Origin of the sequence: Pseudomonas urmiensis, assembly GCF_014268815.2 — a bacterium.
In the GTDB taxonomy this organism is placed as follows: Bacteria; Pseudomonadota; Gammaproteobacteria; order Pseudomonadales; family Pseudomonadaceae; genus Aquipseudomonas; species Aquipseudomonas urmiensis.
The window spans coordinates 2,493,663-2,515,399 of sequence record NZ_JABWRE020000001.1 but is presented as its reverse complement, the minus strand read 5'-3'; the positions used below and the strand labels follow the sequence as shown (position 1 = coordinate 2,515,399).

General features: G+C 63.5%; 21 protein-coding genes. 9 read left to right on the top strand and 12 right to left on the bottom strand.

All coding sequences use genetic code 11. From position 1 onward, the window contains the following. The first annotated feature begins 2 nt into the window (after positions 1 to 2). Genes HU737_RS11130 through HU737_RS11110 form a run of 5 tightly spaced genes read left to right on the top strand, consistent with a single transcriptional unit; the run spans position 3 to position 4,583 of the window. Complete coding sequence (locus HU737_RS11130; RefSeq protein WP_186555235.1) at positions 3 to 365, top strand: STAS domain-containing protein; 363 nt, start codon at positions 3 to 5, stop codon at positions 363 to 365. Then, complete coding sequence (locus tag HU737_RS11125; RefSeq protein ID WP_186555236.1) at positions 362 to 766, top strand: ATP-binding protein; 405 nt, start codon at positions 362 to 364, stop codon at positions 764 to 766. The genes HU737_RS11130 and HU737_RS11125 overlap by 4 nt, the downstream gene beginning before the upstream one ends. Then, the gene (locus HU737_RS11120) at positions 763 to 1,773 is read left to right on the top strand and encodes an ATP-binding protein (RefSeq protein WP_186555285.1); all 1,011 of its coding nucleotides are present in this window, start codon (positions 763 to 765) and stop codon (positions 1,771 to 1,773) included. Before HU737_RS11125 ends, HU737_RS11120 begins: the two co-directional genes overlap by 4 nt. Continuing rightward, entirely contained in the window at positions 1,766 to 2,641 is an 876-nt protein-coding gene (locus HU737_RS11115) for a sensor histidine kinase (protein WP_186555237.1), read from the top strand. Before HU737_RS11120 ends, HU737_RS11115 begins: the two co-directional genes overlap by 8 nt. Continuing rightward, the gene (locus HU737_RS11110) at positions 2,631 to 4,583 is read left to right on the top strand and encodes a PAS domain-containing hybrid sensor histidine kinase/response regulator (RefSeq protein WP_186555238.1); all 1,953 of its coding nucleotides are present in this window, start codon (positions 2,631 to 2,633) and stop codon (positions 4,581 to 4,583) included. The genes HU737_RS11115 and HU737_RS11110 overlap by 11 nt, the downstream gene beginning before the upstream one ends. 306 nt (positions 4,584 to 4,889) lie before the next feature. Here HU737_RS11110 and HU737_RS11105 read toward each other — a convergent pair whose 3' ends face one another. The 5 genes from HU737_RS11105 to ribBA all read right to left on the bottom strand — a co-directional run bounded on the left by HU737_RS11105 (position 4,890) and on the right by ribBA (position 10,121). Continuing rightward, positions 4,890 to 6,038: an ABC transporter ATP-binding protein gene (locus tag HU737_RS11105; RefSeq protein ID WP_186555239.1), complete on the bottom strand. Its 1,149-nt coding sequence runs from the start codon at positions 6,036 to 6,038 to the stop codon at positions 4,890 to 4,892. A gap of 19 nt (positions 6,039 to 6,057) precedes the next feature. Beyond that, entirely contained in the window at positions 6,058 to 6,867 is an 810-nt protein-coding gene (locus tag HU737_RS11100) for an ABC transporter permease (protein ID WP_186555240.1), read from the bottom strand. A gap of 6 nt (positions 6,868 to 6,873) precedes the next feature. Then, on the bottom strand, positions 6,874 to 7,791 hold the full coding sequence (locus HU737_RS11095; RefSeq protein ID WP_186555241.1) for an ABC transporter permease: 918 nt from the start codon (positions 7,789 to 7,791) through the stop codon (positions 6,874 to 6,876). Then, a complete protein-coding gene (locus tag HU737_RS11090; protein ID WP_186555242.1) occupies positions 7,788 to 8,813 on the bottom strand; it encodes a polyamine ABC transporter substrate-binding protein in 1,026 nt (341 codons plus the stop codon). Before HU737_RS11090 ends, HU737_RS11095 begins: the two co-directional genes overlap by 4 nt. Positions 8,814 to 8,999: 186 nt before the next feature. Continuing rightward, on the bottom strand, positions 9,000 to 10,121 hold the full coding sequence (gene ribBA, locus HU737_RS11085; protein WP_186555243.1) for a bifunctional 3,4-dihydroxy-2-butanone-4-phosphate synthase/GTP cyclohydrolase II: 1,122 nt from the start codon (positions 10,119 to 10,121) through the stop codon (positions 9,000 to 9,002). A gap of 77 nt (positions 10,122 to 10,198) precedes the next feature. Here ribBA and HU737_RS11080 point away from each other — a divergent pair, with 77 nt between their 5' ends. Both HU737_RS11080 and HU737_RS11075 read left to right on the top strand, forming a co-directional pair. Next, the gene (locus HU737_RS11080) at positions 10,199 to 10,489 is read left to right on the top strand and encodes a DUF1330 domain-containing protein (protein WP_186555244.1); all 291 of its coding nucleotides are present in this window, start codon (positions 10,199 to 10,201) and stop codon (positions 10,487 to 10,489) included. 132 nt (positions 10,490 to 10,621) lie between these two features. Beyond that, positions 10,622 to 11,506, top strand: a complete 885-nt coding sequence (locus tag HU737_RS11075) for a LysR family transcriptional regulator (RefSeq protein WP_186555245.1) — start codon at positions 10,622 to 10,624, stop codon at positions 11,504 to 11,506. Positions 11,507 to 11,618: 112 nt separating this feature from the next. Here HU737_RS11075 and HU737_RS11070 read toward each other — a convergent pair whose 3' ends face one another. Both HU737_RS11070 and HU737_RS11065 read right to left on the bottom strand, forming a co-directional pair. Beyond that, positions 11,619 to 13,031 (bottom strand): purine-cytosine permease family protein, encoded by a 1,413-nt coding sequence (locus tag HU737_RS11070; protein WP_186555246.1) that lies wholly within the window; start codon positions 13,029 to 13,031, stop codon positions 11,619 to 11,621. Between the two features lie 344 nt (positions 13,032 to 13,375). After that, positions 13,376 to 13,828, bottom strand: coding sequence for an Lrp/AsnC family transcriptional regulator (locus tag HU737_RS11065; RefSeq protein ID WP_186555247.1), 453 nt, complete (start codon positions 13,826 to 13,828; stop codon positions 13,376 to 13,378). Positions 13,829 to 13,939: 111 nt separating this feature from the next. Here HU737_RS11065 and HU737_RS11060 point away from each other — a divergent pair, with 111 nt between their 5' ends. Both HU737_RS11060 and HU737_RS11055 read left to right on the top strand, forming a co-directional pair. Further along, a complete protein-coding gene (locus tag HU737_RS11060) occupies positions 13,940 to 14,554 on the top strand; it encodes a LysE family translocator (RefSeq protein ID WP_186555248.1) in 615 nt (204 codons plus the stop codon). 180 nt (positions 14,555 to 14,734) lie between these two features. Next, the gene (locus HU737_RS11055) at positions 14,735 to 16,945 is read left to right on the top strand and encodes an ATP-binding protein (protein WP_186555249.1); all 2,211 of its coding nucleotides are present in this window, start codon (positions 14,735 to 14,737) and stop codon (positions 16,943 to 16,945) included. A gap of 3 nt (positions 16,946 to 16,948) precedes the next feature. Here HU737_RS11055 and HU737_RS11050 read toward each other — a convergent pair whose 3' ends face one another. From HU737_RS11050 to HU737_RS11030, 5 genes are all read right to left on the bottom strand, one after another. Beyond that, the gene (locus HU737_RS11050) at positions 16,949 to 19,120 is read right to left on the bottom strand and encodes an ATP-binding protein (RefSeq protein WP_186555250.1); all 2,172 of its coding nucleotides are present in this window, start codon (positions 19,118 to 19,120) and stop codon (positions 16,949 to 16,951) included. 96 nt (positions 19,121 to 19,216) lie between these two features. Next, positions 19,217 to 19,780 (bottom strand): NUDIX hydrolase, encoded by a 564-nt coding sequence (locus HU737_RS11045; RefSeq protein ID WP_027595373.1) that lies wholly within the window; start codon positions 19,778 to 19,780, stop codon positions 19,217 to 19,219. Between the two features lie 2 nt (positions 19,781 to 19,782). Continuing rightward, positions 19,783 to 20,535, bottom strand: a complete 753-nt coding sequence (locus HU737_RS11040; RefSeq protein ID WP_186555251.1) for a GntR family transcriptional regulator — start codon at positions 20,533 to 20,535, stop codon at positions 19,783 to 19,785. 90 nt (positions 20,536 to 20,625) lie between these two features. Further along, the gene (locus tag HU737_RS11035; protein WP_186555252.1) at positions 20,626 to 21,015 is read right to left on the bottom strand and encodes a carboxymuconolactone decarboxylase family protein; all 390 of its coding nucleotides are present in this window, start codon (positions 21,013 to 21,015) and stop codon (positions 20,626 to 20,628) included. 236 nt (positions 21,016 to 21,251) lie between these two features. Further along, on the bottom strand, positions 21,252 to 21,737 hold the full coding sequence (locus tag HU737_RS11030; RefSeq protein ID WP_186555253.1) for a flavin reductase family protein: 486 nt from the start codon (positions 21,735 to 21,737) through the stop codon (positions 21,252 to 21,254).

Sequence of the window (21,737 nt, the reverse complement as noted above, 5' to 3'; positions counted from 1 at the left end):
CGATGGAGCGTATCCCTATCTTGCAGATGGGCGAGTTCCTGCTGGTGACCATCCAGGTGGACATGCACGACCAACTGGCCCTGCGCCTGCAGGACGACCTCACCGCGCGTATCGACCACACCTCGGCGCGGGGCGTGTTGATCGATATCTCGGCGCTGGACATGGTCGACTCGTTCATCGGCCGGATGATCGCCAGCATCTCCGGCTTGTCGCGGATCATGGACGCCGAAACCGTGCTGGTCGGCATGCAGCCGGCGGTAGCCATCACCCTGGTCGAACTCGGCCTGACCCTGCCAGGGGTGAGCACCGCGCTCAACGTTGACCGCGGCATGAATCTGCTGCGTCAGCGGGTAGGTCGGCCATGAGCATTCGCGACAGCGGCAGCCAACCGGTGCGCCTGGAGCAGGATGTGGTACTGGCCCGACAGCTGGCGCGCAGGATCGCCAGTGACTGCGGCATGCGCCTGGTCGACTTGACCAAGCTGGTCACGGCGGTCAGCGAACTGGCCCGTAACACCGTGGTGTATGGCGGTGGCGGCGATATGGACTGGCAGGTCATCGAGGACGCCGGCAGGGTTGGCTTGCGCCTGGTATTTCGCGACGAAGGCCCCGGCATCGCTGACGTCAAGCTGGCGTTGACCGATGGCTGGACCTCCGGCTCGGGCCTGGGCCTGGGGCTGACCGGCGCGCGCCGGCTGGTCGATGAATTCGAACTCGACACCGCTCCCGGGCAAGGCACCCGGGTAACGATAACTCGATGGACATGAACCTTGCCGCCAGCCTGACCCAGGTATTGCGCCTGGATGATCACAGCCAGGTGGGCCACGCCCGCCGGGTGGTGCAGAAACTGGCCGAACAGCATGGTTTTGATCCAGCCGATGCTGGTCGAGCCGCGCTGGTCGCTACCGAGCTTGCCAGCAATGTGCTCAAACATGCCGAGCGCGGCGAGTTGCATTTGCGGGTACTGCCTCATGGTGACGGGCACGGCCTTGAGCTGCTGGCGGTGGATCGCGCCAAGGGGTTCGATGTACACGCTTGCCTGGCCGATGGCTACTCGACCGGCGGCACCCAGGGCATTGGCCTGGGGGCGGTCAGTCGCCTGGCACAGGTGTTCGATGTGCATGCCGATGAGCGTGGCGCAGTGGTCTTGGCGCGGCTGTACCGCGAGGACGCCAGTGGGCCGGATGTGCGGGTCGGGGTCAGCCAGCATTCACTGCATGATGACCCCGCCTGTGGTGATACTTGGCACGTGACCCTGGGTAAGCAACGACTGAGCGCACTGCTTATAGATGGTCTGGGTCACGGTGAGGAGGCCGAGCGAGCCGCCAAGGCCGGGGCCCAGGAGTTTGCCGGCAACCCGTTCAGTGAGCCGCAAGGCTTGCTTGGCGAGCTGCACCACGCCATGGCTGGCACCCGCGGCGGCGCGGTGGCCATCGCTCAGTACGATGCCTGCGCCGACAGCTTGGCGTTCATTGGCATCGGCAATATCGGCGCCACCTTGGTGGGCGGCGAACGGCCGCGGGGCCTGGCCTCGCACCCCGGCATCGTCGGGGGTCAATACCGCAAGGGCCAGGTGTTCGACTACGCTCACGTGAAGGGAAATCTGTTGATCATGTTCAGCGACGGCCTGCAATCGCGTTGGAACCTTCAAGCCTACCCCGGCCTGGCCTCGCGCCACCCGGCCGTGATCGCCACCGTGCTGCACCGCGACTTCTGCCGCGGGCGGGACGATGTCACGGTGCTGGTTATCGACCTGGAGACAGTGCATGCCTGAGCCGTCGCCCCACACCACCGCCGAGCAGGCCGCCCTGGTGGCGCGCTTGCAGGCGGAGAACCAGGCCTTGCGCGGCGAGTTGGAAGAAACCAACCAGGGCGTGCTGGCGCTGTATGCCGAGCTGGATATCCAGGCTGAGCAATTGCGCCAGGCATCGGACCTGAAAAGCCGCTTCCTTTCCTACATGAGCCACGAATTCCGCACGCCGCTGGGCTCGATCCTGAGCATTACCAGCCTGCTCGCCGACGAAGTGGACGGGCCGCTGAGCAAAGAGCAGCAGTTGCAGGTGGCGTTCGTCAGCACCGCGACTCGCGAGCTCAGCGACATGGTCGATGACCTGCTGGACCTGGCCAAGATCGAGGCCGGGCGCATCACCATCTCGCCGGCCTGGTTCGACATGCTCGACCTGTTCGCCGCCTTGCGCGGGATGTTCCGGCCGATTGTCGATACCGGGTCTGTCGATCTGATTTTCGAAGAACCACAGGGCCTGCCCCAGCTGTATACCGACGACAAGAAGCTGACCCAGATTCTGCGTAACTTCATTTCCAATGCCCTGAAGTTCACCACCCGAGGCGAAGTGCGGGTCTCGGCCCAGTTGCATGGCAGCGATCAGATTCGCTTCGCCGTTACCGATACCGGCATCGGCATTGCGCCAGAGCTGCTCGAAGGCCTGTTCGAGGACTTCGCCCAGCTCGACTCGCCACTGCAAAAGCGTCTGCGCGGCACTGGCTTGGGGTTGTCGCTGTGCAAGCGTTTCGCCGCCTTGCTGGGGGGCGAAGTGGGGGTGGACAGCGTGCCAGGGGAGGGTTCGGCGTTTTTTGTGATCATTCCATTGGCCATCGCCCAGGAGAGCGTCGATGAACCCTGACATCCGCCTGCTGATCGTCGACGACAACGCCGCCACGCGTTACGCGCTGCGCCGGCGGCTGGCGCTGCACGACTACCAGGTGCTGGAAGCAGGCACCGGTGGCGACGGCCTGGCGATGATCCGCAACGAGCAGATCGATGCCCTGATTCTCGATGTCAACCTGCCGGACATGAGTGGGTTCGACATCGTGCGCCTGCTGCGCGCCGATCCGGCAACCGCGTTGCTGCCGGTGATCCACGTGTCTGCCGCGTCGATCCAGACCGGTGACATCATCACTGGCCTGGAAGCGGGCGCCGACGCCTACCTGGTGCACCCGGTCGATCCGGACGTGCTGCTGGCGACCCTGCGCACCTTGCTGCGGGTGCGCGACACCGAGCGTGCACTGCGCGAGAGCGAAGCGCGTTTTCGTGAGATCTTCAGCAATGTTTCGGCACCGATTGCAGTCTTGGACGCCACCCTCAAGGTGCATGAATGCAACCAGGCCTTCGCCCAGCTGATCCAGGACAACCGCCACCCGGAAACCTTGCGTGAGTGCTTTGCCAGCGATCAGCAAGGCGAATTGGCGCTGTTGCGTCAGCACCTTGCCGATGGCCAGCGCTGGCGTGGCACCTTGGCCATGACCGTGCAAGGCCTGCCGCGGGATACCGAGTGGCAGCTGTCGCCTTATCGCGCGCCCGGCTTGTGCCTGGTGTTCGTCGAGGACGTCACCGAGCACCGCCATCGCGAGCGTTCGCACCTGGCCCGCCTGGATGACGCCAACACCCAGCTGGCCCATGAAGTCGCCCAGCGCGCACGCAGCGAAGCGCAGTTGTTGCAACTACAGAAGATGGATGCGCTGGGCAGCCTCACCGGCGGTATCGCCCATGACTTCAACAACCTGCTCACCGGCATCATCACCAGCCTGGAATTGATCCGCAAACGGGTTGCGGAAAACCGTGTGGAGAAAGTCCCAAGCTACGCCGAGGCTGCCTTGAGCTCGGCAATGAGCGCGGCATCGCTCACCCATCGCTTGCTGGCCTTCGCCCGCCAGCAGCCGCTCGATACCCGGCCGGTAGATGTCAACGAACGGGTGCGCTCGCTGGAGGAGTTGATTACCCGCACCATCGGCGAGCGCATCGAACTGCAACTGCAGCTCTCCAGCCGCCCGGCGATTGCCCTGGTCGATCCGATCCAGCTGGAAAGCGCAGTGCTCAACCTGGTGATCAATGCCCGGGATGCCTTGGCCAAGGGCGGGCATATCTGGGTCAATACTGCCGCGACCTGGTCGCATGGCGACCCCAATTTGCAGGACGGCCCCTATGTGGCGGTGACGGTGCGCGATGATGGCAGCGGCATCGAGCCGCAGTTGCTGGAAAAAGTCTTCGATCCGTTTTTCACCACCAAACCGGTCGGTCAAGGCACCGGGCTTGGCTTGTCGACTATCTATGGGTTCGCTCGCCAGTCTGGGGGGCATGTGGCGATTCGAAGCCTGCCAGGGCAGGGCACCGAAGTGACCCTGCTGCTGCCGGCCAGTACCCAACAAGCGGCCAGTGCTGATCGCGCACCCCAGGTCGACCAGAAGGGCGCCGGCGAGCATGTGCTGATCGTCGAGGACATGGCTTCGGTGCGCCTGTCGGTGGCCGAGGCGTTGGCCGATGCCGGCTATCGCTGCACCTTGGCCGAGACCATTGAGCAGGCGCTGGACCATTTGCGCGAAGACGCCGGGATCGAGCTGTTGCTGACCGATGTCGGCTTGCCAGGGATCAGTGGCCGGGAGCTGGCGGACATGGCCCGCACCTACCGACCAGGGCTGCCGGTGCTGTTCATGACCGGCTACGCCGAGACCGCGTTGGATCGCCAGGCGTTTCTTGGCACGGGGATGGATATGCTGATCAAGCCGTTCCAGATTGGTGAGTTGCTGGACAAGGTGCGGCGCAGCTTGGGGCAGCTGGCCGCAGGATGAAACGTTGTACTTGCTGGCCTCATCGCGGGGCAAGCCCGCTCCCACGTTGCTTGGTTGCCATGTCCTCTGGCGCCTAGTCAAGCATGGCGCCCATGCCTGGCTCCCAGGTTCTTCGCCTCATGAGCCAAGCGTGCGGGCTTGCCCGGCGACAGGTCGCCGATCAATGCGTCCCAGCGGCCTTGCTCCCACGTTGCTTGGTTGCCACGTCCTCTGGCGCCTAGCCAAGCGTGGCGCCCATGCTTGGCTCAGGTTCTTCGCCTCATGAGCCAAGCGTGGGAGCGGGCTTGCCCCGCGAAAGGTGGCCGATCAGTGTGCCCCAGCAGCCTTGCTCAGATCGCTCTCGGCCCACTCGGTATAGATACAGGCATCGGCCACCGCCCAGCGTACCTTGACCGTTTCCCCTGGCTGCATCGGCATCCCCGCCGCCGACAAGGCCTTGACCGTCATTTCAGTGCCGCCGGCAGTGACCACATGGCACGTCTGGCTCTCACCCAGGAACAACACCTCGGCGACCTTGGCACTGACCTCGTTCCAACCCGCCGGGAGTGGCTCGCGCGCAGCTTGCTCGGCACTCAAGGCCAGGGCTTTTTCCGGCCGCACCATGATCAGCGCGTCCTGTTCGGCGACCAGCCCTGGGGTCAGGCGAATTGCCAGTGCTTGCCCCTCAAAGCGCCCGGCACCATTGCTGCTGGCCTTGATGCGCAGGAAGTTGGAGTTGCCCAGGAACGAGGCGACGAAGGCATTCGGCGGATTCTGGTAAAGGTCATAGCCACTGCCCAGTCCGACGATCTTGCCGTGGCTGAAGATGGCGATGCGCTGTGACAGGCGCATGGCTTCTTCCTGGTCGTGGGTGACGTAGACGATGGTGATGCCCAGCCGGCGATGCAGCTGACGTAGTTCGTCCTGCAGGTCTTCGCGCAGTTTCTTGTCCAGCGCGCCGAGCGGTTCGTCCATCAACAGGATCCGTGGCTCGTAGACCAGCGCCCGGGCGATTGCCACCCGCTGCTGCTGGCCACCGGAGAGCTGAGCAGGGCGGCGATGGGCGAACGGCTCCAGTTGCACCAGCTTGAGCATCGCATCGACCCGCTTGGCGATCTCGCCAGCGCTGAGTTTGCGGATCGCCAGGGGGAAGGCGATGTTGTCGCGCACCGACAGGTGCGGGAACAGCGAATAGCGCTGGAACACCATGCCGATGTCGCGCTTGTGCGGCGGGACGTTGACCAGCGACAGCTGATCGACCAGGATCTCGCCGCTACTGGGCGTCTCGAAGCCGGCCAGCATCGACAGCGTGGTGGACTTGCCCGAGCCGCTGGAGCCGAGGAAGGTGAGGAACTCGCCATCCTGGATGTCCAGGTTGATGTTGTCCACGGCGGTGAATTCGCCGTAGTGCTTGTTCAGGTTGCGCAAGCTGACCAAGGTCTGGTTGGGCGCGTTGTCTTTGCTCACTGCACTCATTGTTATTGTCTCCGGGCGTTCAGGCGCTGGCTGGGTTGCGCCGGCGCAGGGCGGCGGCGATGAGCATGACCAGGATCGACAGGCCGATCAGCAGGGTCGAGGCCACCGCAATGACGGGGGTCAGGTCCTGGCGCAGGGTGGTCCACATCTTCACTGGCAGGGTCTGCAAGTTGGGGCTGGCCATCATCACGCTCAGCACCACTTCGTCCCACGACACCAAAAAGGCGAACAGGCCGCCGGCGATCATCCCTGGGCGAATGGCCGGGAAGGTCACCTTGAAGATCGCTTGCAGCCGCGAGGCGCCGCAGATGACCGCGGCGTCTTCGATCGACTGGTCGAACAGCTTGAGCGAGTTGATGATCGAGATGATGGTGAACGGCAGGGCGACGATCACATGGCTGACCACGAAGGCGAACAGCGTGCCGGTGTAGCCAAGCTTGAGAAACAGCGCGTACACCGCCACGGCGATGATCACCAGCGGCACGATCATCGGCAGGGTGAACAGCCCGTAGAGCATCTCCCGGCCAGGAAAGCGCCCGCGTACCAGGGCGAAGGCGGTGGGCAGGCCCAGCGCCACTGCACAGATCGTGGTCAGCACGGCGACCTTGAGGCTGGCCAGGGCGGCCTCCATCCACTCAGGGTTGGAGAAGAACTGGCCGTACCACTTGAAGGTCCAGCCCGGCGGCGGGAATACCAGCCACTGCGACGAGCCGAACGACAGCAGGACGATGAACAGGATCGGCAGCAACAGGAAGGCTGCGATCACCCCGGTGGTCAGGTACAGGCCAACCCGCAGCGGGCGGCCCATGGCATTGGGCGTCAGGAGCATGGCGGCTTACCTCGCGTTACCAACCGGCGATTCCGGTTGCAGCTTCAGGTACAAGTAGAAGAGCACCAGGGTGATCAGTACCAACAGGGCAGCAGCGGCGCTAGCCAGGCCCCAGTTGAGGAACGACTGCACCTGCTGGACGATGAACTCAGGCAGCATCATGTTCTGCGCGCCGCCGAGCAGGGCCGGGGTGACGTAGTAACCGAGCGACATGACGAACACCATCAAGGCACCGGAGAACAGCCCCGAGCGGCACAGCGGCAGGAACACTTTCCAGAAGTTGGTCCAAGGGCTGGCGCCACAGATGGAACCGGCCTGCAGCACCATCGGGTCGATCGCGTGCATGGTCGCCTGCAGCGGCAGGACGATGAACGGGATCATGATGTAGCTCATGCCGATCACCACGCCCGTGAGGTTGTGGACCATTTCCAGCGGCGCATCGATGATCCCCATGGCCATCAGCGCCTTGTTGATCACCCCCGAGGCCTGCAGCAGCACCAGCCATGAGTAGGTGCGCGCGAGCAGGCTGGTCCACATCGACAGCAGTACGATGTTCAGCAGCCAGCGGCCCCAGCCCTTGGGCACCAGGGTGATCGCCCAGGCCAGTGGGAAGCCCAGCAGCACGCTGATCAGGGTCACCAGGCCGGCCACCGAGAAGGTGTTGAACAGCACCCGCGCATAGGCCGAGTTGGCAAACAGCTGCTCGTAGTTGCCCAGCCCCGGCACTGGCTCCAGCACCCCGCGCAGCAGCAGGCCGATCAGCGGGGCGAAGAAGAACAGGCCAAGGAACAACAGAGCCGGCAGCAGGTTGCGGCTGCCACGCCAGCGTTGGCTCAAGCTCGGACGGTGCATGGCCGCTCCTGGTGCGCCGCTGCCGCTGGCGGCACCTTGCGCGTTGTGCAGGGCATTGATGGCGACTTTCATTTGACCAGCCACTCATTCCAGCGGGCAGCGATGGCCTGGCCGTTCTTCGCCCAGTAGGCGAAGTCCAGCGTCACCTGGTCTTGAGCGTAGGCGGTCGGCAGGTTGGAGGCGAGCTCGGGTTTGAGCTGGCTGACGCTGTCCAGGTTGACCGGGGCGTAGGCCGTCAAGTTGGCGAACTCGGCCTGGCCCTTGGCGCTGGCGGCGTTGGCCAGGAACTTCATGGCCGCATCCTTGTTCTTGGCGCCTTTGGGAATGACCAGGAAGTCGGCCATGACCAGGTTCTGCTTCCAGCTCACCCCAACCGGCGCGCCATCTTGCTGCAGGGCGTAGACCCGGCCGTTCCAGAACTGCCCCAGCGACGCCTCACCAGAGGCCAGCAGCTGCTGCGACTGCGCGCCGCCGCCCCACCAGACGATGTCTTTCTTGATGGTGTCGAGCTTGTTGAAGGCCCGGTCGAGGTCCAGTGGGTAGAGTTTGTCGGGCGCCACGCCGTCAGCCAGCAGCGCCAGTTCCAGCACGCCTGGGCTTGGCCATTTGTACAGGGCGCGCTTGCCAGGGTAGGTCTTGGTGTCGAACAGCGCTGACCAGTCCACCGGCTTGTTGGCCCCGAGCTTGCCTTCGTTGTAGCCCAGGACGAAGGAGAAGAAGAACGAGCCGACGCCGTGGTCGGAAACGAAGCGCGGGTCGATGCGCTCGCGTTGGATGGTGTTGAAGTCCAAAGGTTCGAGCAGGCCCTCGGCGGCGGCACGCAGGGCGAAGTCCGCTTCTACATCGACCACGTCCCATTGCACGTTGCCGCTCTCGACCATGGCCTTGAGTTTGCCGTAGTCGGTGGGCCCGTCTTGCACGACCTTGATGTTGCTGGCTTTGGAGAAGGGCTCGGCCCATGCCTGTTTTTGCGCATCCTGGGTCGTTCCACCCCAGCTGACGAAGTTCAGGCTGTCGGCGGCTTGGCTGGCCTGGCAGGCCAGGGTCAGCAGGCTGGCGGACAGCACTGCGGTTACACGTTTGCTCAACAGCATGGTTACGCCCTCGTTACTTTTGTTATTCGAGGCGGGTCTGTCACCCGCCATGTGTTCGGGGAGCAGCTATTTCAACGACGTCGTGGGGCCGATTGTGAGTTTAGGATGCGGCCGATAATTTAAGGTCTACGGGATATCATATTATGGTATTCCAAGATTTTGGCAAGCACTCTGGGCGACCGGCCATCACCCTGTAATTGCAGGCTCGAACGGGATGCTCTGCACCACCTCCAGTTCATACCCCGCCAGCCCCGCATACTTGAGCGGCGGCCCCAGGTGACGCAGCTTGCCCACGCCCAGGTCCTGCAGAATCTGCGCCCCGGTGCCGACCTCCGAGTACACCTTCGATTGCCCACGCTGATACGCACGCACCGGCTGGGTCAGTTGCGGCACCCGCTCCAACAGGGCTTGGGAAGACTCGTGATTGGCCAGGATCACCACCACCCCCGCACCCTCGTCGGCGACCTTCTCCAGCGCCGCCCACAGGGTCCAGTTGGCCGGCCCGGCGTACTCGGCGCCGACCAGGTCACGCAGCGGGTCGATCACATGCACGCGCACCAGGGTTGGCTGTTCGCGACGGATCTCGCCCATCACCATGGCCATGTGCACCCCGCCCTCGATGCGGTCCTCGTAGGTCACCAGGCGGAAGGTGCCATGCACCGTCGGCAGTTCACGTTCGCCGATGCGTTTGATGGTCTGCTCGGTGCTCAACCGGTAGTGGATCAAGTCGGCGATGGTGCCGATCTTGATCCCGTGCTGGGCGGCGAACACCTCCAGGTCCGGGCGGCGGGCCATGCTGCCGTCATCGTTGAGCACCTCGACGATCACCGAGGCCGGGCTGAAACCGGCCAGGCGGGCCAGGTCGCAACCCGCTTCGGTATGCCCGGCACGGGTCAGTACGCCGCCTTCACGGGCGCGTAGGGGGAAGATATGCCCCGGCTGGACCAGGTCCTCAGGCCGCGCGTTGGGCGCCATGGCGGCAGCCACGGTGCGGGCGCGATCGGCCGCCGAGATGCCGGTGGTGACGCCGCTGGCAGCCTCGATCGACACGGTAAAGGCAGTGCTGAAGGCGCTGCCGTTGCTTGGCACCATCTGCTCCAGGCCCAGCCGTTGGCAGTGCTCGTCGGTCAAGGTCAGGCAGATCAGCCCACGCGCCTGGCGGGCCATGAAGTTGATGGCGGCGGCGTCGCAGTGTTCGGCGGCGATCAACAGATCGCCTTCGTTCTCACGGTCTTCGTCATCCACCAGCAGGACCATCTTGCCTTGCCGGTAGTCCTCGAGTAGTTCTTCGATGCTGTTGAAAGCCATGCTGCACGCTCGCTGTGGTGGTTTGATTTTTATGGTATACCATAATACACAAATACCTGAAGACAGGAGAGCAGTGGATGAAGGCCTATTGGATTGCCCATGTCGATGTGACCGATCCTGAGCAGTACCAGCAATACACCCAGCGCGCACCGGCGGCGTTCCAGGCGTATGGCGGGCGGTTGCTGGCGCGGGGCGGGCGTAGCGAAGCGCTGGAAGGGCGACCAACCCCGCAGCGCAGTGTGGTCATTGAGTTCGAGTCGTATGAACAGGCGCTGGCCTGCTATCGCTCGGCCGAGTATCAACAGGCCTGCTGCCATCGCCAGGGGGTGGCGACGGCTGAGGTGATCATCGTCGAAGGGGTAGATTGACTCGCTACTCGCATGCCGTTCAGGTGGCTTGCCTGGCGTTAGGGCCAGCGCTGCCAGCTGTGCAGGGATTAGGCAGCTGCCTCGCTAGGGAAAAGCCGGTATAAAGCGTTCACTGTCAACTGGATAGCGACAATGAACCCTTACGAAGACATGCGTATTTTTGCCCAGGTCATGGAAGCCGGCAGCTTCACCGCCGCTGCCGAGCGCCTGGGGCTGTCCAAGCAGTTCGTCAGCCGCCGCGTGATGCAACTCGAAGAGCGCCTGGGCGTGCGCCTGCTCAACCGTTCGACGCGGCGTCTGGATGCCACGCCATTGGGCCAGCAGTACTACCAGTCGGCCTTGCGTTTGCTCAGCGAAGTGCAGCAGGTCGAGCAAGACATCAGCGGCCAGACCCAGGCGTTGCGTGGCACCTTGCGCTTGAGTGCGCCGCTGTCATTCGCCATGAGCCATCTGGGCTGTTTATTGACGGAGTTCTTGCAACTGCATCGGCAACTGGACGTCGAAGTCGACCTGAGTGACCGGGCGGTGGACCTGATTGGCGAGGGCTATGACCTGGCACTGCGCATTGGTAGCTTGGAGGATTCCAGTCTGATTGCGCGGCGGATTGCCGATATCGAACGGGTCTACTGCGCAAGCCCCGATTATCTGGCGAGACGCGGCACGCCAGCAGTGCCTGAAGCGCTGCGTGAGCATGATTGCCTGCCTTATGGGCATGCACGGCAGGTGCAGTGGCAGTTCAAGCATCAGGGCAAGGCCCTGGCCATTGCGGTGACGGGGCGAATGCGCGCGAACAATGGCGAGCTGCTCAGGGATGCGGCGATTGCCGGGATGGGCATTACCTATCTGCCAGCGTTCATCGTCGAGCGGGCATTGGCAGAGGGCAGGTTGGTCGCACTGCTGGAGCCGTGGACACCGCCAGCGCTGCAGCTGTCGGCGGTGTACCCACAGCACCGGCAAGTGGCCCGGCCGGTGCAGGCGTTCGTGGCGTTTTTGCGTGAGCGCTTGGGGCGGCTATAGGTTGCCTGTGCCGGCCTCTTCGCGGGCAAGCCCGCTCCCACAGAGGCCCCGTCGTGCATCGCGCTGTGGCGCGTCAGAGCGGGGTTGTGGGAGCGCGCAGGTGCTGTCTCTATCAGGCTGCCGCTGCCAGTTTGGCGCTGGTCTGCCGACGGCGATAGGCACTGTCGCGGCTGGCCAGCCACCAGTACAACGGCGAGGTGATCGCCAGGCCCACCAGCCACGACAGATCGGCGCCGTTGATGTGCTCGGCTACCGGCCCGACATACAGCGGCGTGTTCATGAATGGGATCTGCACCACGATGCCCACGGCATAGGCGATCAGTGCCTGCGGGTTGTAGCGCCCGTAGATGCCGCCATCGACCTTGAAGATCGAGTCGATGTCGTAGTCGCCCTTGTGGATCACATAGAAGTCGATCAGGTTGATCGCCGTCCACGGCACCAGCACGACCAGCAGCACCAGGACCATATCGACGAAGTGGCCGATGAAGTCCGCCGAGGCGAACACCGCCACCACGCAGCAGGCGGCCAGGACGATCAGCGACAGCACCGCGCGGCTCTTTGCGGTCGGGATCCAGCGATAAGCGAAGGTCTGGATCAGGGTAATGATCGACAGCACTGCGCCATACAGGTTGAGGGCGTTGTGGCTGATCACGCTGAGCAGGAACAGCACCAGCATCAACGGGCCAATTGCGCCGGTGGCGAGTTTGACGGCGTCCATGGTGTCCATGCCCGCCGGGATCGCCAGCACCGCCACCGCGCCGAACACGAACGACAGGCTCGAACCCAGGGCCGAGCCCAGGTAGGTGGTCCAGAACGTCGACGACACCTTCACGTCTGCCGGCAGGTAGCGCGAGTAATCCGACACATACGGCGCGAAGGCGATCTGCCACAGCGCCGCCAGCGATACGGTGGCCAGCCAGCCGGCGAGGTTGAAACCGCCACGGGTGAGGAAATCATCGCTCTGGACATGGCTGAAGATGTAGCCAAAACCGACCACGATGCCGACCCCCAGGACCCAGGTGCCAATGCGGTTGAGCACGTGGATGAAGCGGTAGCCGATGATGCCGATGATGCCCGAGCCCAGCGCACCGATCACGATACCGACCGGCACTGGAACCGACTCGGCGACCCCATGCAGCGACTTGCCGGCCAGGACGATGTTGGAGGCGAAGAAGCCGATGTACATCACCCCAGCGATGACCACCACCAGCAACGCGCCGAGCGAGCCGAACTGGGCGCGGCTCTGGATCATCTGGGGAATGCCCATCTGCGGGCCTTGCGCCGAGTGCAGCGCCATCAGCACGCCTCCGAGCAGATGACCGACCAGGATGGCGACGATGCCCCACACCAGGTTCAGATGAAACAACTGCACGCCCAGGGCGCCAGTGACGATGGGCAGGGGCGCGATGTTGCCGCCGAACCACAGGGTGAACAGATCCCTTACCTTTCCATGGCGGTCTTGCGGGGGCACGTAGCCGATCGTGTGTTTTTCTATTAGAGGTGCCGAGTTGGCTGCACTGGTCATGACTGACTCCAAGGCAAGGTGGGGCACGGGGGAGTGCCCGGGTGCGTGCCGGCAAGGGGCGACGCGTTCTTGTTGGAGGGATGATGCGGGGTGCGCAGGGATCGAGAAATTAGTAAATATGTGCTCATGAACCTTAAAAAACCTAAGGCTGACAAAAGGTTAAGAGGTCGCTGGCAGCAAGGAACGGGCCACCGGGCTGAAGGCCACGGGGTTGGGGCTTCAAGCGGGTTGGCGTCAGCACGCAGTGAGCCGTGTTGGTGCGCACTGCACGCTCAGAGGGCGAGTAAAAAGCGGGTTTGGGCGGGCCTTTCGCTGGCAGTCGACACAAGCCGTGCAGCTGCCAACTACATTGGCAACAATCGATCCTGAATCACTTCTTTCATCACCAGCGTCGAGCTCAGCCGCTTGACGTTGGGGATGCTGGTCAACTGCTCGTCATAGAGTTTCTGAAACGCCGGGAGATCACGCGCTACCACATGCAGCAGGTAGTCCGGATCGCCAAACAAGCGCTGCGCCTCGACGATCTGCGGAATCTGCGCCAGCGCCGCTTCAAAGTCCGCCACCGGCTGGCGGGTGACTTCGCGCAAGGTCACGAAGACCAACGCGGCGAAGTTCAAGCCTAGCGCCGCCGGCGCCAAGCGTGCGTGATAGCCCACAATGGCGCCAGATTCCTCCAGTGCTTTCAAGCGTCGATGGCAGGGCGAGAGGCTCAAGCCGACGCGCTCGGCCAGGTCGGTTACCGACAAGCGACCGTCTTGTTGCAGCTCGGCAAGGATCTTGCGATCGGTTCTGTCCATTGGGGAAGAATCTTCCAGTAATTGTTCGCAGGGAGGGAATATACGAAAGAAAATCCCTCGGCGATATCCGTAATCTTTCTTCATCCAAAGCTGATCTGAAGGAAGACTCAAGTGGCTATCAGTGTGTTGGCGGCGTTCTGGGCCGTATCGTTGCTGTTTGTCATTACCCCGGGTGCCGATTGGGCCTACGCCATCTCGGCCGGTATGCGTGGACGCTGGGTGATGCCTGCGGTAGCTGGCATGCTCTCGGGGCACTTTCTCGCGACACTGGTGGTGGCCGCCGGGGTCGGTAGCCTGATCGCCGGGCATCCGCTGGCACTGTCGCTGCTGACCTTGGCTGGCTCCGCTTACCTGCTGTGGTTGGGCGGTAATCTGCTGTTGCGCCCGGCAGCGCCCGAAGCGGCCCAGGCCGATGAAGCAGGATCGGGGGCACGCTGGGCGCTCAAGGGGTTTTGCGTCAGCGGTCTGAACCCCAAAGTGTTCTTGCTGTTTCTGGCCTTGCTGCCACAGTTCACCGATCCATCCTCAACTTGGCCGCTACCGCTGCAGATTCTGCTGCTGGGGTTGGTCCACCTGTTCAGCTCGCTGGTGGTCTACCTGCTGGTCGGCTACGGCGCCAAGGCTGTATTGCGCAGCCGCCCGGCGGCGGCGAGGCTGGTCGGCAGGGTGTCGGGTTCGGCGATGATGGTGATCGGGGTGAGTTTGATAGCTGGGCAACTGATCTAACGGTAGGCGCTGGCGCAGCCTGCGATGGGCTGCAAGGCAGCCCCCTGGGGCGACATCTATCGCTGGCGTATTGGCTGTCGACAACTAACTGTTGAGCCCAGCGGAACGTCTGGCGTTCTCTGATTTCTTATCCATCAGGTAGATGGCACTGTGCCTAGGGCAACCGATGGTCAGGATGAAATGAAATCAGTTTCGGACAACGACGCAAACTCCCCGCATAGCCCGATGCCGAGCTTCTTGCTCGGTGGCGGCACGGTCAGCACGTTGCTGCAGTCGTTGGACTGGGACACCTCGCCATTAGGGGCGCCGGCCGATTGGTCCGCCAGCCTGAAAACGCTCATGGCCACTATTCTTCCGGCCAAGGCGCAGATCGTGTTGTTCTGGGGCGCCGACTACGTAGCGCTGTACAACGAGGCGTATGCGCCGACTATCGGAGCCAAGCATCCACGTGCCCTGGGCCGAGCGGGGCAGGAGAACTGGAGCGAGCTGTGGGACGATCTTGAACCGCTGCTGCGCGGCGTGCGCGAAACCGGCGAAACCTTTTCGGCCAATGATCGGCCGTTCTATATCGAACGCCGAGGCTTAGGTGAAACGGCCTACTTCGATGTCTCCTACTCAGCCGTGCGCGAGGCCGATGGCAGCGTTGGCGGCGTGCTCTGTATCGTTACCGAAACCACCGAACGGGTGCAGTTCCAGCGCCGCCAGGCCTTTCTGCTGGAGCTGGGGCAGGCGTTGCCGGGCATGGATGAGCCTGAGGCCATCGAAGCCTACGCGCTGCGCCGGCTGGGCGAGGAGCTTGGCGCCTCACGGGTATTTTTTGGCGAAGATCTCGGCGATGGTCAGCACCTGCGGGTTGCCCGCGACTGGGTCGATGGCGTGACCTCGCTGACCGGTGAGCAGAACTACCAGGCCTTCGCTGCGCAATTGCACGATCAACTGGCCAGCGGCATGAGCGTCCAGAGCGATTTCCCCGCCGGTACTTCGGCCGATCTGTGCGCCAGCTTGCATGTGCCCGTGCTCCAGGCGAGCGGTTTGGAGGCGATGCTGACGGTGCAATTTCATACCCCTCATGTGTTCGTCGAGGACGAGTGCCTGTTGGTCCAGGAAACCGCCAAGCAGGTCTGGAAGGCCATTACCCACGCCCGCGCCGAGCGGGCCTTGCGCGCCAGTGCTGCACACCTGGAGGCGACCTTTGCCGAACTGATGGCGCTCAATGAGAGCCTGGAGGAGCGCGTCGCCAGCATGCTCAGCGAGCGCGAAGCGGCGATGCTGCAACTGCACGAAGTGCGCAAGATGGAAATGATCGGCCAGCTGACCGGTGGCATCGCCCATGACTTCAATAACATGCTCACCCCGATCATCGCTTCGCTTGAGCTGATCCGCCGCCGCCCGGACGATATCGGCCGCTCGACCCGACTGATCGATGGGGCGCTGCAAGCGGCGGATCGCGCGCGCAACCTGGTCGGCCGCCTGCTCAGCTTCGCGCGCCGGCAGACCCTCAAACCCCAGGCAGTGTCACTGGCCATGCTGGTCGGTGACATGCGCGAGTTGATTGCCCGTTCGCTGGGGCCAACCATCGAGGTGGTGGTGCAGATCGATGCGCGACTGCCCAGCGTGCTGGTCGACCCGCACCAGTTGGAGCTGGCAGTGCTCAACCTGGTGGTCAATGCCCGCGATGCGATGAACAGTGGCGGGCGTCTGCTGATCTCTGCCGGTGGCGCCGACACAGGCCCGCCGCGGCCAGAGGGTGTGGCCGGACAACAGCTGTGGCTGCAAGTGGCTGATAACGGCTGTGGCATGGATGAAGAAGTCCTGGCTCGCTGCTTTGAGCCGTTCTACTCGACCAAGGGTGTCGGCAAGGGGACGGGGCTCGGCCTGCCGATGGTGCAGGGCTTGGCAGGGCAATCGGGGGGCGGTTTTGCCATTCATTCGCGCCCGGGCGAGGGCACCCAGGCGACGCTCTGGCTGCCGCAGGGAGAGCCCCATGTGGTCGACGCGGGCAGCCCAGCTCAAGAGCCGCCACGGGCTCGTGAGGCTACGCGGGTGCTGCTGGTGGATGACGAAGAGATCGTGCGCCATGCCACCGCGCTGCAGTTGCGCGACCTGGGCTACGAGGTGAGCGAGGCCGCCAGCCCGGCGCAGGCACGCGCCTTGATCGCTCAGGGGCTGGTCATGGATGTGCTGGTCACCGACCAGATCATGAGTGACGAGACCGGCGCCCAGTTCGCCCATCAACTGCGCCAGCAGCATCAGGACCTGCCCGTGTTGATCATCACCGGCTACGCCAACCTCTCGCCGCGTGAGCTTTACGGTTTCGAGGTGCTGCGCAAACCCTTTCGCCGCGCAGAGCTGGCTGAAAGCCTGGCGCGGCTGCTGCGGATCAGCGCCTGAGACTCAGGCGGCCCCCAGCACTTTTTCCAGCAGTTGGCACACCTGCTCGGCCGAATAGGGCTTGGCCAGGAACGCGAAGCCCTGATGCCCCCCTTCAGCCATGGCCTCGTTGTAGCCAGAGGTGAGGATCACTGGCGTCTGTGGGCGGCTGCGACGCAGCTCCTTGGCCAAGGCCAGGCCGCCCATGCCGGGCATCACTACATCAGAGAACACCGCATCGAACTGTCCCTGGGCGCCACTCAATTGCGCCAGGGCATCCTCGGCGCAAAGCGCCAAACTGACCTGATAGCCATGCTCCTTGAGCATCTGGGTGGTGAAACTGCCGACATCGGCGTTGTCCTCGACCACCAGGATGCGCCGTTTGCTGCTGCCGGCCAGGGCCACAGGGGCACTGCTCGGCAGGGCGGTTTGCGGCGAATCTGCCGCGCTTTCCTGGGGCAGGTACAGGGTAAACGTGGTGCCTTGGCCGGCAACACTGTTCACCTGCACATCACCGCCCGATTGCTTGACGAAGCCAAACACCTGGGACAAGCCAAGCCCCGTCCCTTCGCCCGCAGCCTTGGTGGTGAAGAACGGATCGAAAATGCGCTCAAGCAGTTCAGGAGCAATCCCCACGCCACTGTCGCTCACCGAAATCGCTGCAAAGCGCCCGGGTGCGCCGGGCATGCGTTGGTCGGCAACCAGGCGCAAGTGCAGGGTGCCTTCGCCGGCCATGGCATCGCGGCCATTGATCATCAGGTTGATGAGCGCTGTTTCCAACTGGCCAAGGTCGGCGCGGATGTAGCAGGGCGACTCGGGCAGTTCCAGGCTGACCTGGATGCGCGCCCCGGTGGCGGTATCGAGCATTTCCGCCATGCCTTGCAGCCTTGGCCCGGCGTCGAACACCTGCGGGCTGAGCGCTTGGCGGCGAGCGAAGGCGAGCAGCTGACCGGTGAGCTTGGCGCCGCGATCGACGGTGTCGGCCATGGTCTTGAGGTAGCGCTGGCGGCGGTTGTCGTCCAGATCCGGGCGCTGCAGAAAGTGCAGGGATGAGCGGATGATGGTCAGCAGGTTGTTGAAGTCATGGGCAACGCCGCCGGTCAGCTGGCCGATGGCTTCCAGCTTCTGGGTCTGGCGCAGCATCGCCTCGGTGTGCAGCAACTGCTCGGTACGCTCCTGTACGCGATGCTCCAGGGTGGCGTTCAGCGCCTCCAGCGCAGCCGCCGTCTCGCGCACTTCGGCGTAGGCCTGGACGCGTTGAATATGCGCCCAGCAGCGCTCGGTCACTTCGCTGATCAACGCTTGTTCATAGCTGGTCCACTGGCGCGGTACTCGGTCATGGATGGCCATTAGCGCGGTCAACCGACCCTCCTTGATCAGCGGCATGCAGATGGTCGCGGTGATGCCGATGGCCTGGAAGGTCGCCGCTTCCTGCGGTTCGAGCTGATTGAGGTTGTCGTTGATCACCAGCGGCAAGCCGGCGCGCAGTTGCTTGACCGCCAGGGTGCCGAAATCGGCCAGGCGGTATTGTCCGACCAGGCGTGGTGAACCTGGCGCTACCGCGTCACCACAGATGGTGAAACCGTCCTGGTCGGCGTCCATTACCGCGTAGGCGCAACTGGACAGGCGCAGGTGCTCGACCAGCATACCGGTGGTGGTGGCCATGATCCGATCGGGGTCATTGGCATCGGCCAGGGCGCGGCTGAGATTGTCGAGGAAGTTCAGGCGCTGGTTGGCAACTACGGTGGCAGTGGTTTCCGTTACCGTGTCGATCATGCCGACGATCTGCCCATACTGATCGCGGATGGGGCTGTAGCAGAAGGTGAAATAGGCCCGCTCCGGACCATCGCTGCGGTTGATCAGCAGCGGAAAATTCTCGATGAACACCGCTTCGCCTGCCAGCGCGCGGTCGGCCATCGCCTTGATGTCGCTCCAGGCTTCCTGCCACACCTCGCTGAATGGCCGCCCCAGGGCTAAGGGTTTTTCGCCGAGAATCGCGCTGAAGGCATCGTTGTGCAGGGTGATCAGCTCATCGCCCCAGAGCACGGCCTGCGGAAAATGTGAGCCCAGGCACAGTGCTACGGTGGTCTTGAGCACGTCTGGCCAGGACTCGAGCGGGCCGAGCGGGGTGGCTGGCCAGTCGTGGTTGCGGATTCGCTCGGCCATGGATCCGCCGCCTTCCAACCATTTCGCCATGGGGTTTGCTGGTCCTTGCATCAGGGAGTGATAAGGGTGCCCTGAGATTGGCTTGCTGGCGAGAGATTTGTGTTGGCAGTGCGGGCAGTGCACAGATCAGCGAATGAAATGCACCTTGCCGGTGTCGTCATTGCCCATGTAGATCCCATACACCCCCGCCTGCCGCTCAAGGATATAGCGCTCGAGGATCTGCCGAATCGCCGGGTAGTAGATCTCATCCCAGGGGATCTCATCAGGTTCGAAGAACTTGTAGGCAAGCGTCTCCGGCCCGAACTGGCCAGTCTCCTGCGTGGCGATGGCGCGAAAGATGATGTACACCTCGCTGATCTTGGCCACGCTGAAGATCGAGTAGGGCGAGACGATTTCGGCATGCACGCCGCTTTCTTCCCACACTTCACGCAGCGCCGCCTGTTCGGTGGTTTCACCCGCTTCCATGAAGCCCGCCGGCAAGGTCCAGGTGCCAGGGCGCGGGGGAATGGCGCGCTGGCACAACAGGTACTTGCCATCGCGTTCGATGATGCAGCCGGCGATGATCTTCGGGTTGATGTAGTGAATGTAACCGCAGCCAGTGCAGTGCAGGCGTTCGTGGGTATCGCCAGTGGGAACGCCCCGGGCAAGCTCTGTGGTGCAGTGCGGGCAATAGCGCGGGGCGTTGGGCATGCTTAGCGGCCTATGCGAGGGTCCTTCAGGACCAGGGGCTCGATGATTTCGCGCACCTTGGCGTTGTCATCCTGCTTCTGGCGCAGGTAGTCCAGCGCGACCTTGGCGGCGGCGCGTACGTGGTCGACCGAGGCTTGGTGCGCCGCTTGCGGGTCGCCGCTCTTGATCGCCGCGACGATCTTTTCCATTTCCTGGTTGCTGGCACCACGACGATTGGCCTGCGACACCGAGGTGGCGCGCAGGTAGCTGATGCGTGCTTGCAGCTGACGCAGCTGGGTGGCGGCGACGCGGTTGCCGGAACCTTCCAGCAGCACGTCATAGAAGCCTTGCACCGATTCGAGCACTTGCTGCAGCTCGCCTTCTTCCAGTGCCTCGCGGTTCACCTCCAGGGCGCGCTCCAGGGCGCGGATGTCCTTGGCCTTGGCATTGAGGGTGAACAGCTGGACGATCAGCCCTTCGAGCACGCAGCGCAGCTCGTAGATGTCGCAGGCGTCTTCCAGGGTGATGATCGCCACGCGCGGCCCTTTGGCGTCGGCGAATTCGACCAGGCCTTCGGATTCCAGGTGGCGCAGGGCTTCACGCACCGAGGTGCGGCTGACGCCGAGGCGGTCGCAGAGGTCGCGCTCGACCAGGCGGTCGCCGGGCAGCAGGTGGAAGTTCATGATCGCCCCGCGCAGTTTATCGAGCACGATTTCACGCAGGGTGACTGGGTTGCGGTTGACCTTGAAGCTGTCGTCGAGTGGCTGGCGTTTCATCAGGTGCGCTCTTTATGAGGCTGTTGCGCCAACCCGAAGGGCACCCCCGAACCGGGCGCTGCTCCTTGCGGTGGTTCGAACAGCCCGTTGTTAACGGGTTGACTCCGTGTCGGCTTCGGCGAACGCTTCGCGGGCCAGGCGGAAGCTGTCCACCGCCGCGGGCACGCCGCAGTAAATGCCGACCTGGAGCAGGATCTCGCGAATCTGTTCTCGGCTCAGGCCATTGCGCAGTGCGCCGCGGATATGCAGCTTGAGCTCGTGGGGCCGGTTGAGCGCGGAAATCATGGCCAAGTTTATCATGCTGCGCTCTTTGCGCGACAAGCCATCGCGGCCCCAGACATGGCCCCAGCAGTACTCGGTAACCAGCTCCTGGAGCGGCTGGGTGAACTCGTCGGCGTTTTCGATCGAGCGCTTGACGTAGTCCTCGCCCAGCACCTGGGTGCGAATCTGCAGGCCTTTCTCGTACTTTTCGTTGCTCATTGTCTAGCTCCGAATCAAAACAGGGGCAGCAACCATTGGTGAGAGGGTAGCGCGGCCCCTAAAAACAGGGTCATCGGCGGTGGCTTTTTCGCGGGCAAGCCCGCTCCCACAGGTACTTCACAGAAGTTGGGATCTGCGTGATCCCTCCCACAGGTACTTCACAGAACTTGGGATCTGTGCGATCCCTGTGGGAGCGGGCTTGCCCGCGAAAAAGCCACCGCCGACTCAAAGGTCGATCAGCCAAGTGGGGGCAGGGCGCCCAGCTTGCCTTTGTGGTAGACCATCGGCGTCACCGGCTCGGCCGGCAGCACCAGGTTCTTCACCGCGCCGACGATGATCGCGTGGTCACCGCCGTCGTACTCGCGCCACAGCTCGCACTCGATGATCGCCGTAGCCTTGCTCAGCAGCGGATTGCCCAGCTCGCTCAGGTGCCATTGAACGCCTTTGGCCTTGTCCTTGCCCTTGCCGGCAAAGGCATAGGCCTCGGCCGTCTGTTCGGCAGACAGCAAGTGGATGGCGAATTGCTTGCTGTCGCGCAGGATCGGGTAGGTGTCCGAGGCGTAGTTGGGGCAGAACAGCACCAGCGCCGGTTCGATCGACAGCGCGCTGAAGGCGCTGGCGGTGATGCCGACGATGCCGCCGTCGGCGTCCAGGGTGGTTACTACCGTGACCCCGGAGGGGAACGAGCCCATCACGTCTTTGTAGATGCCAGGTTCGATCAT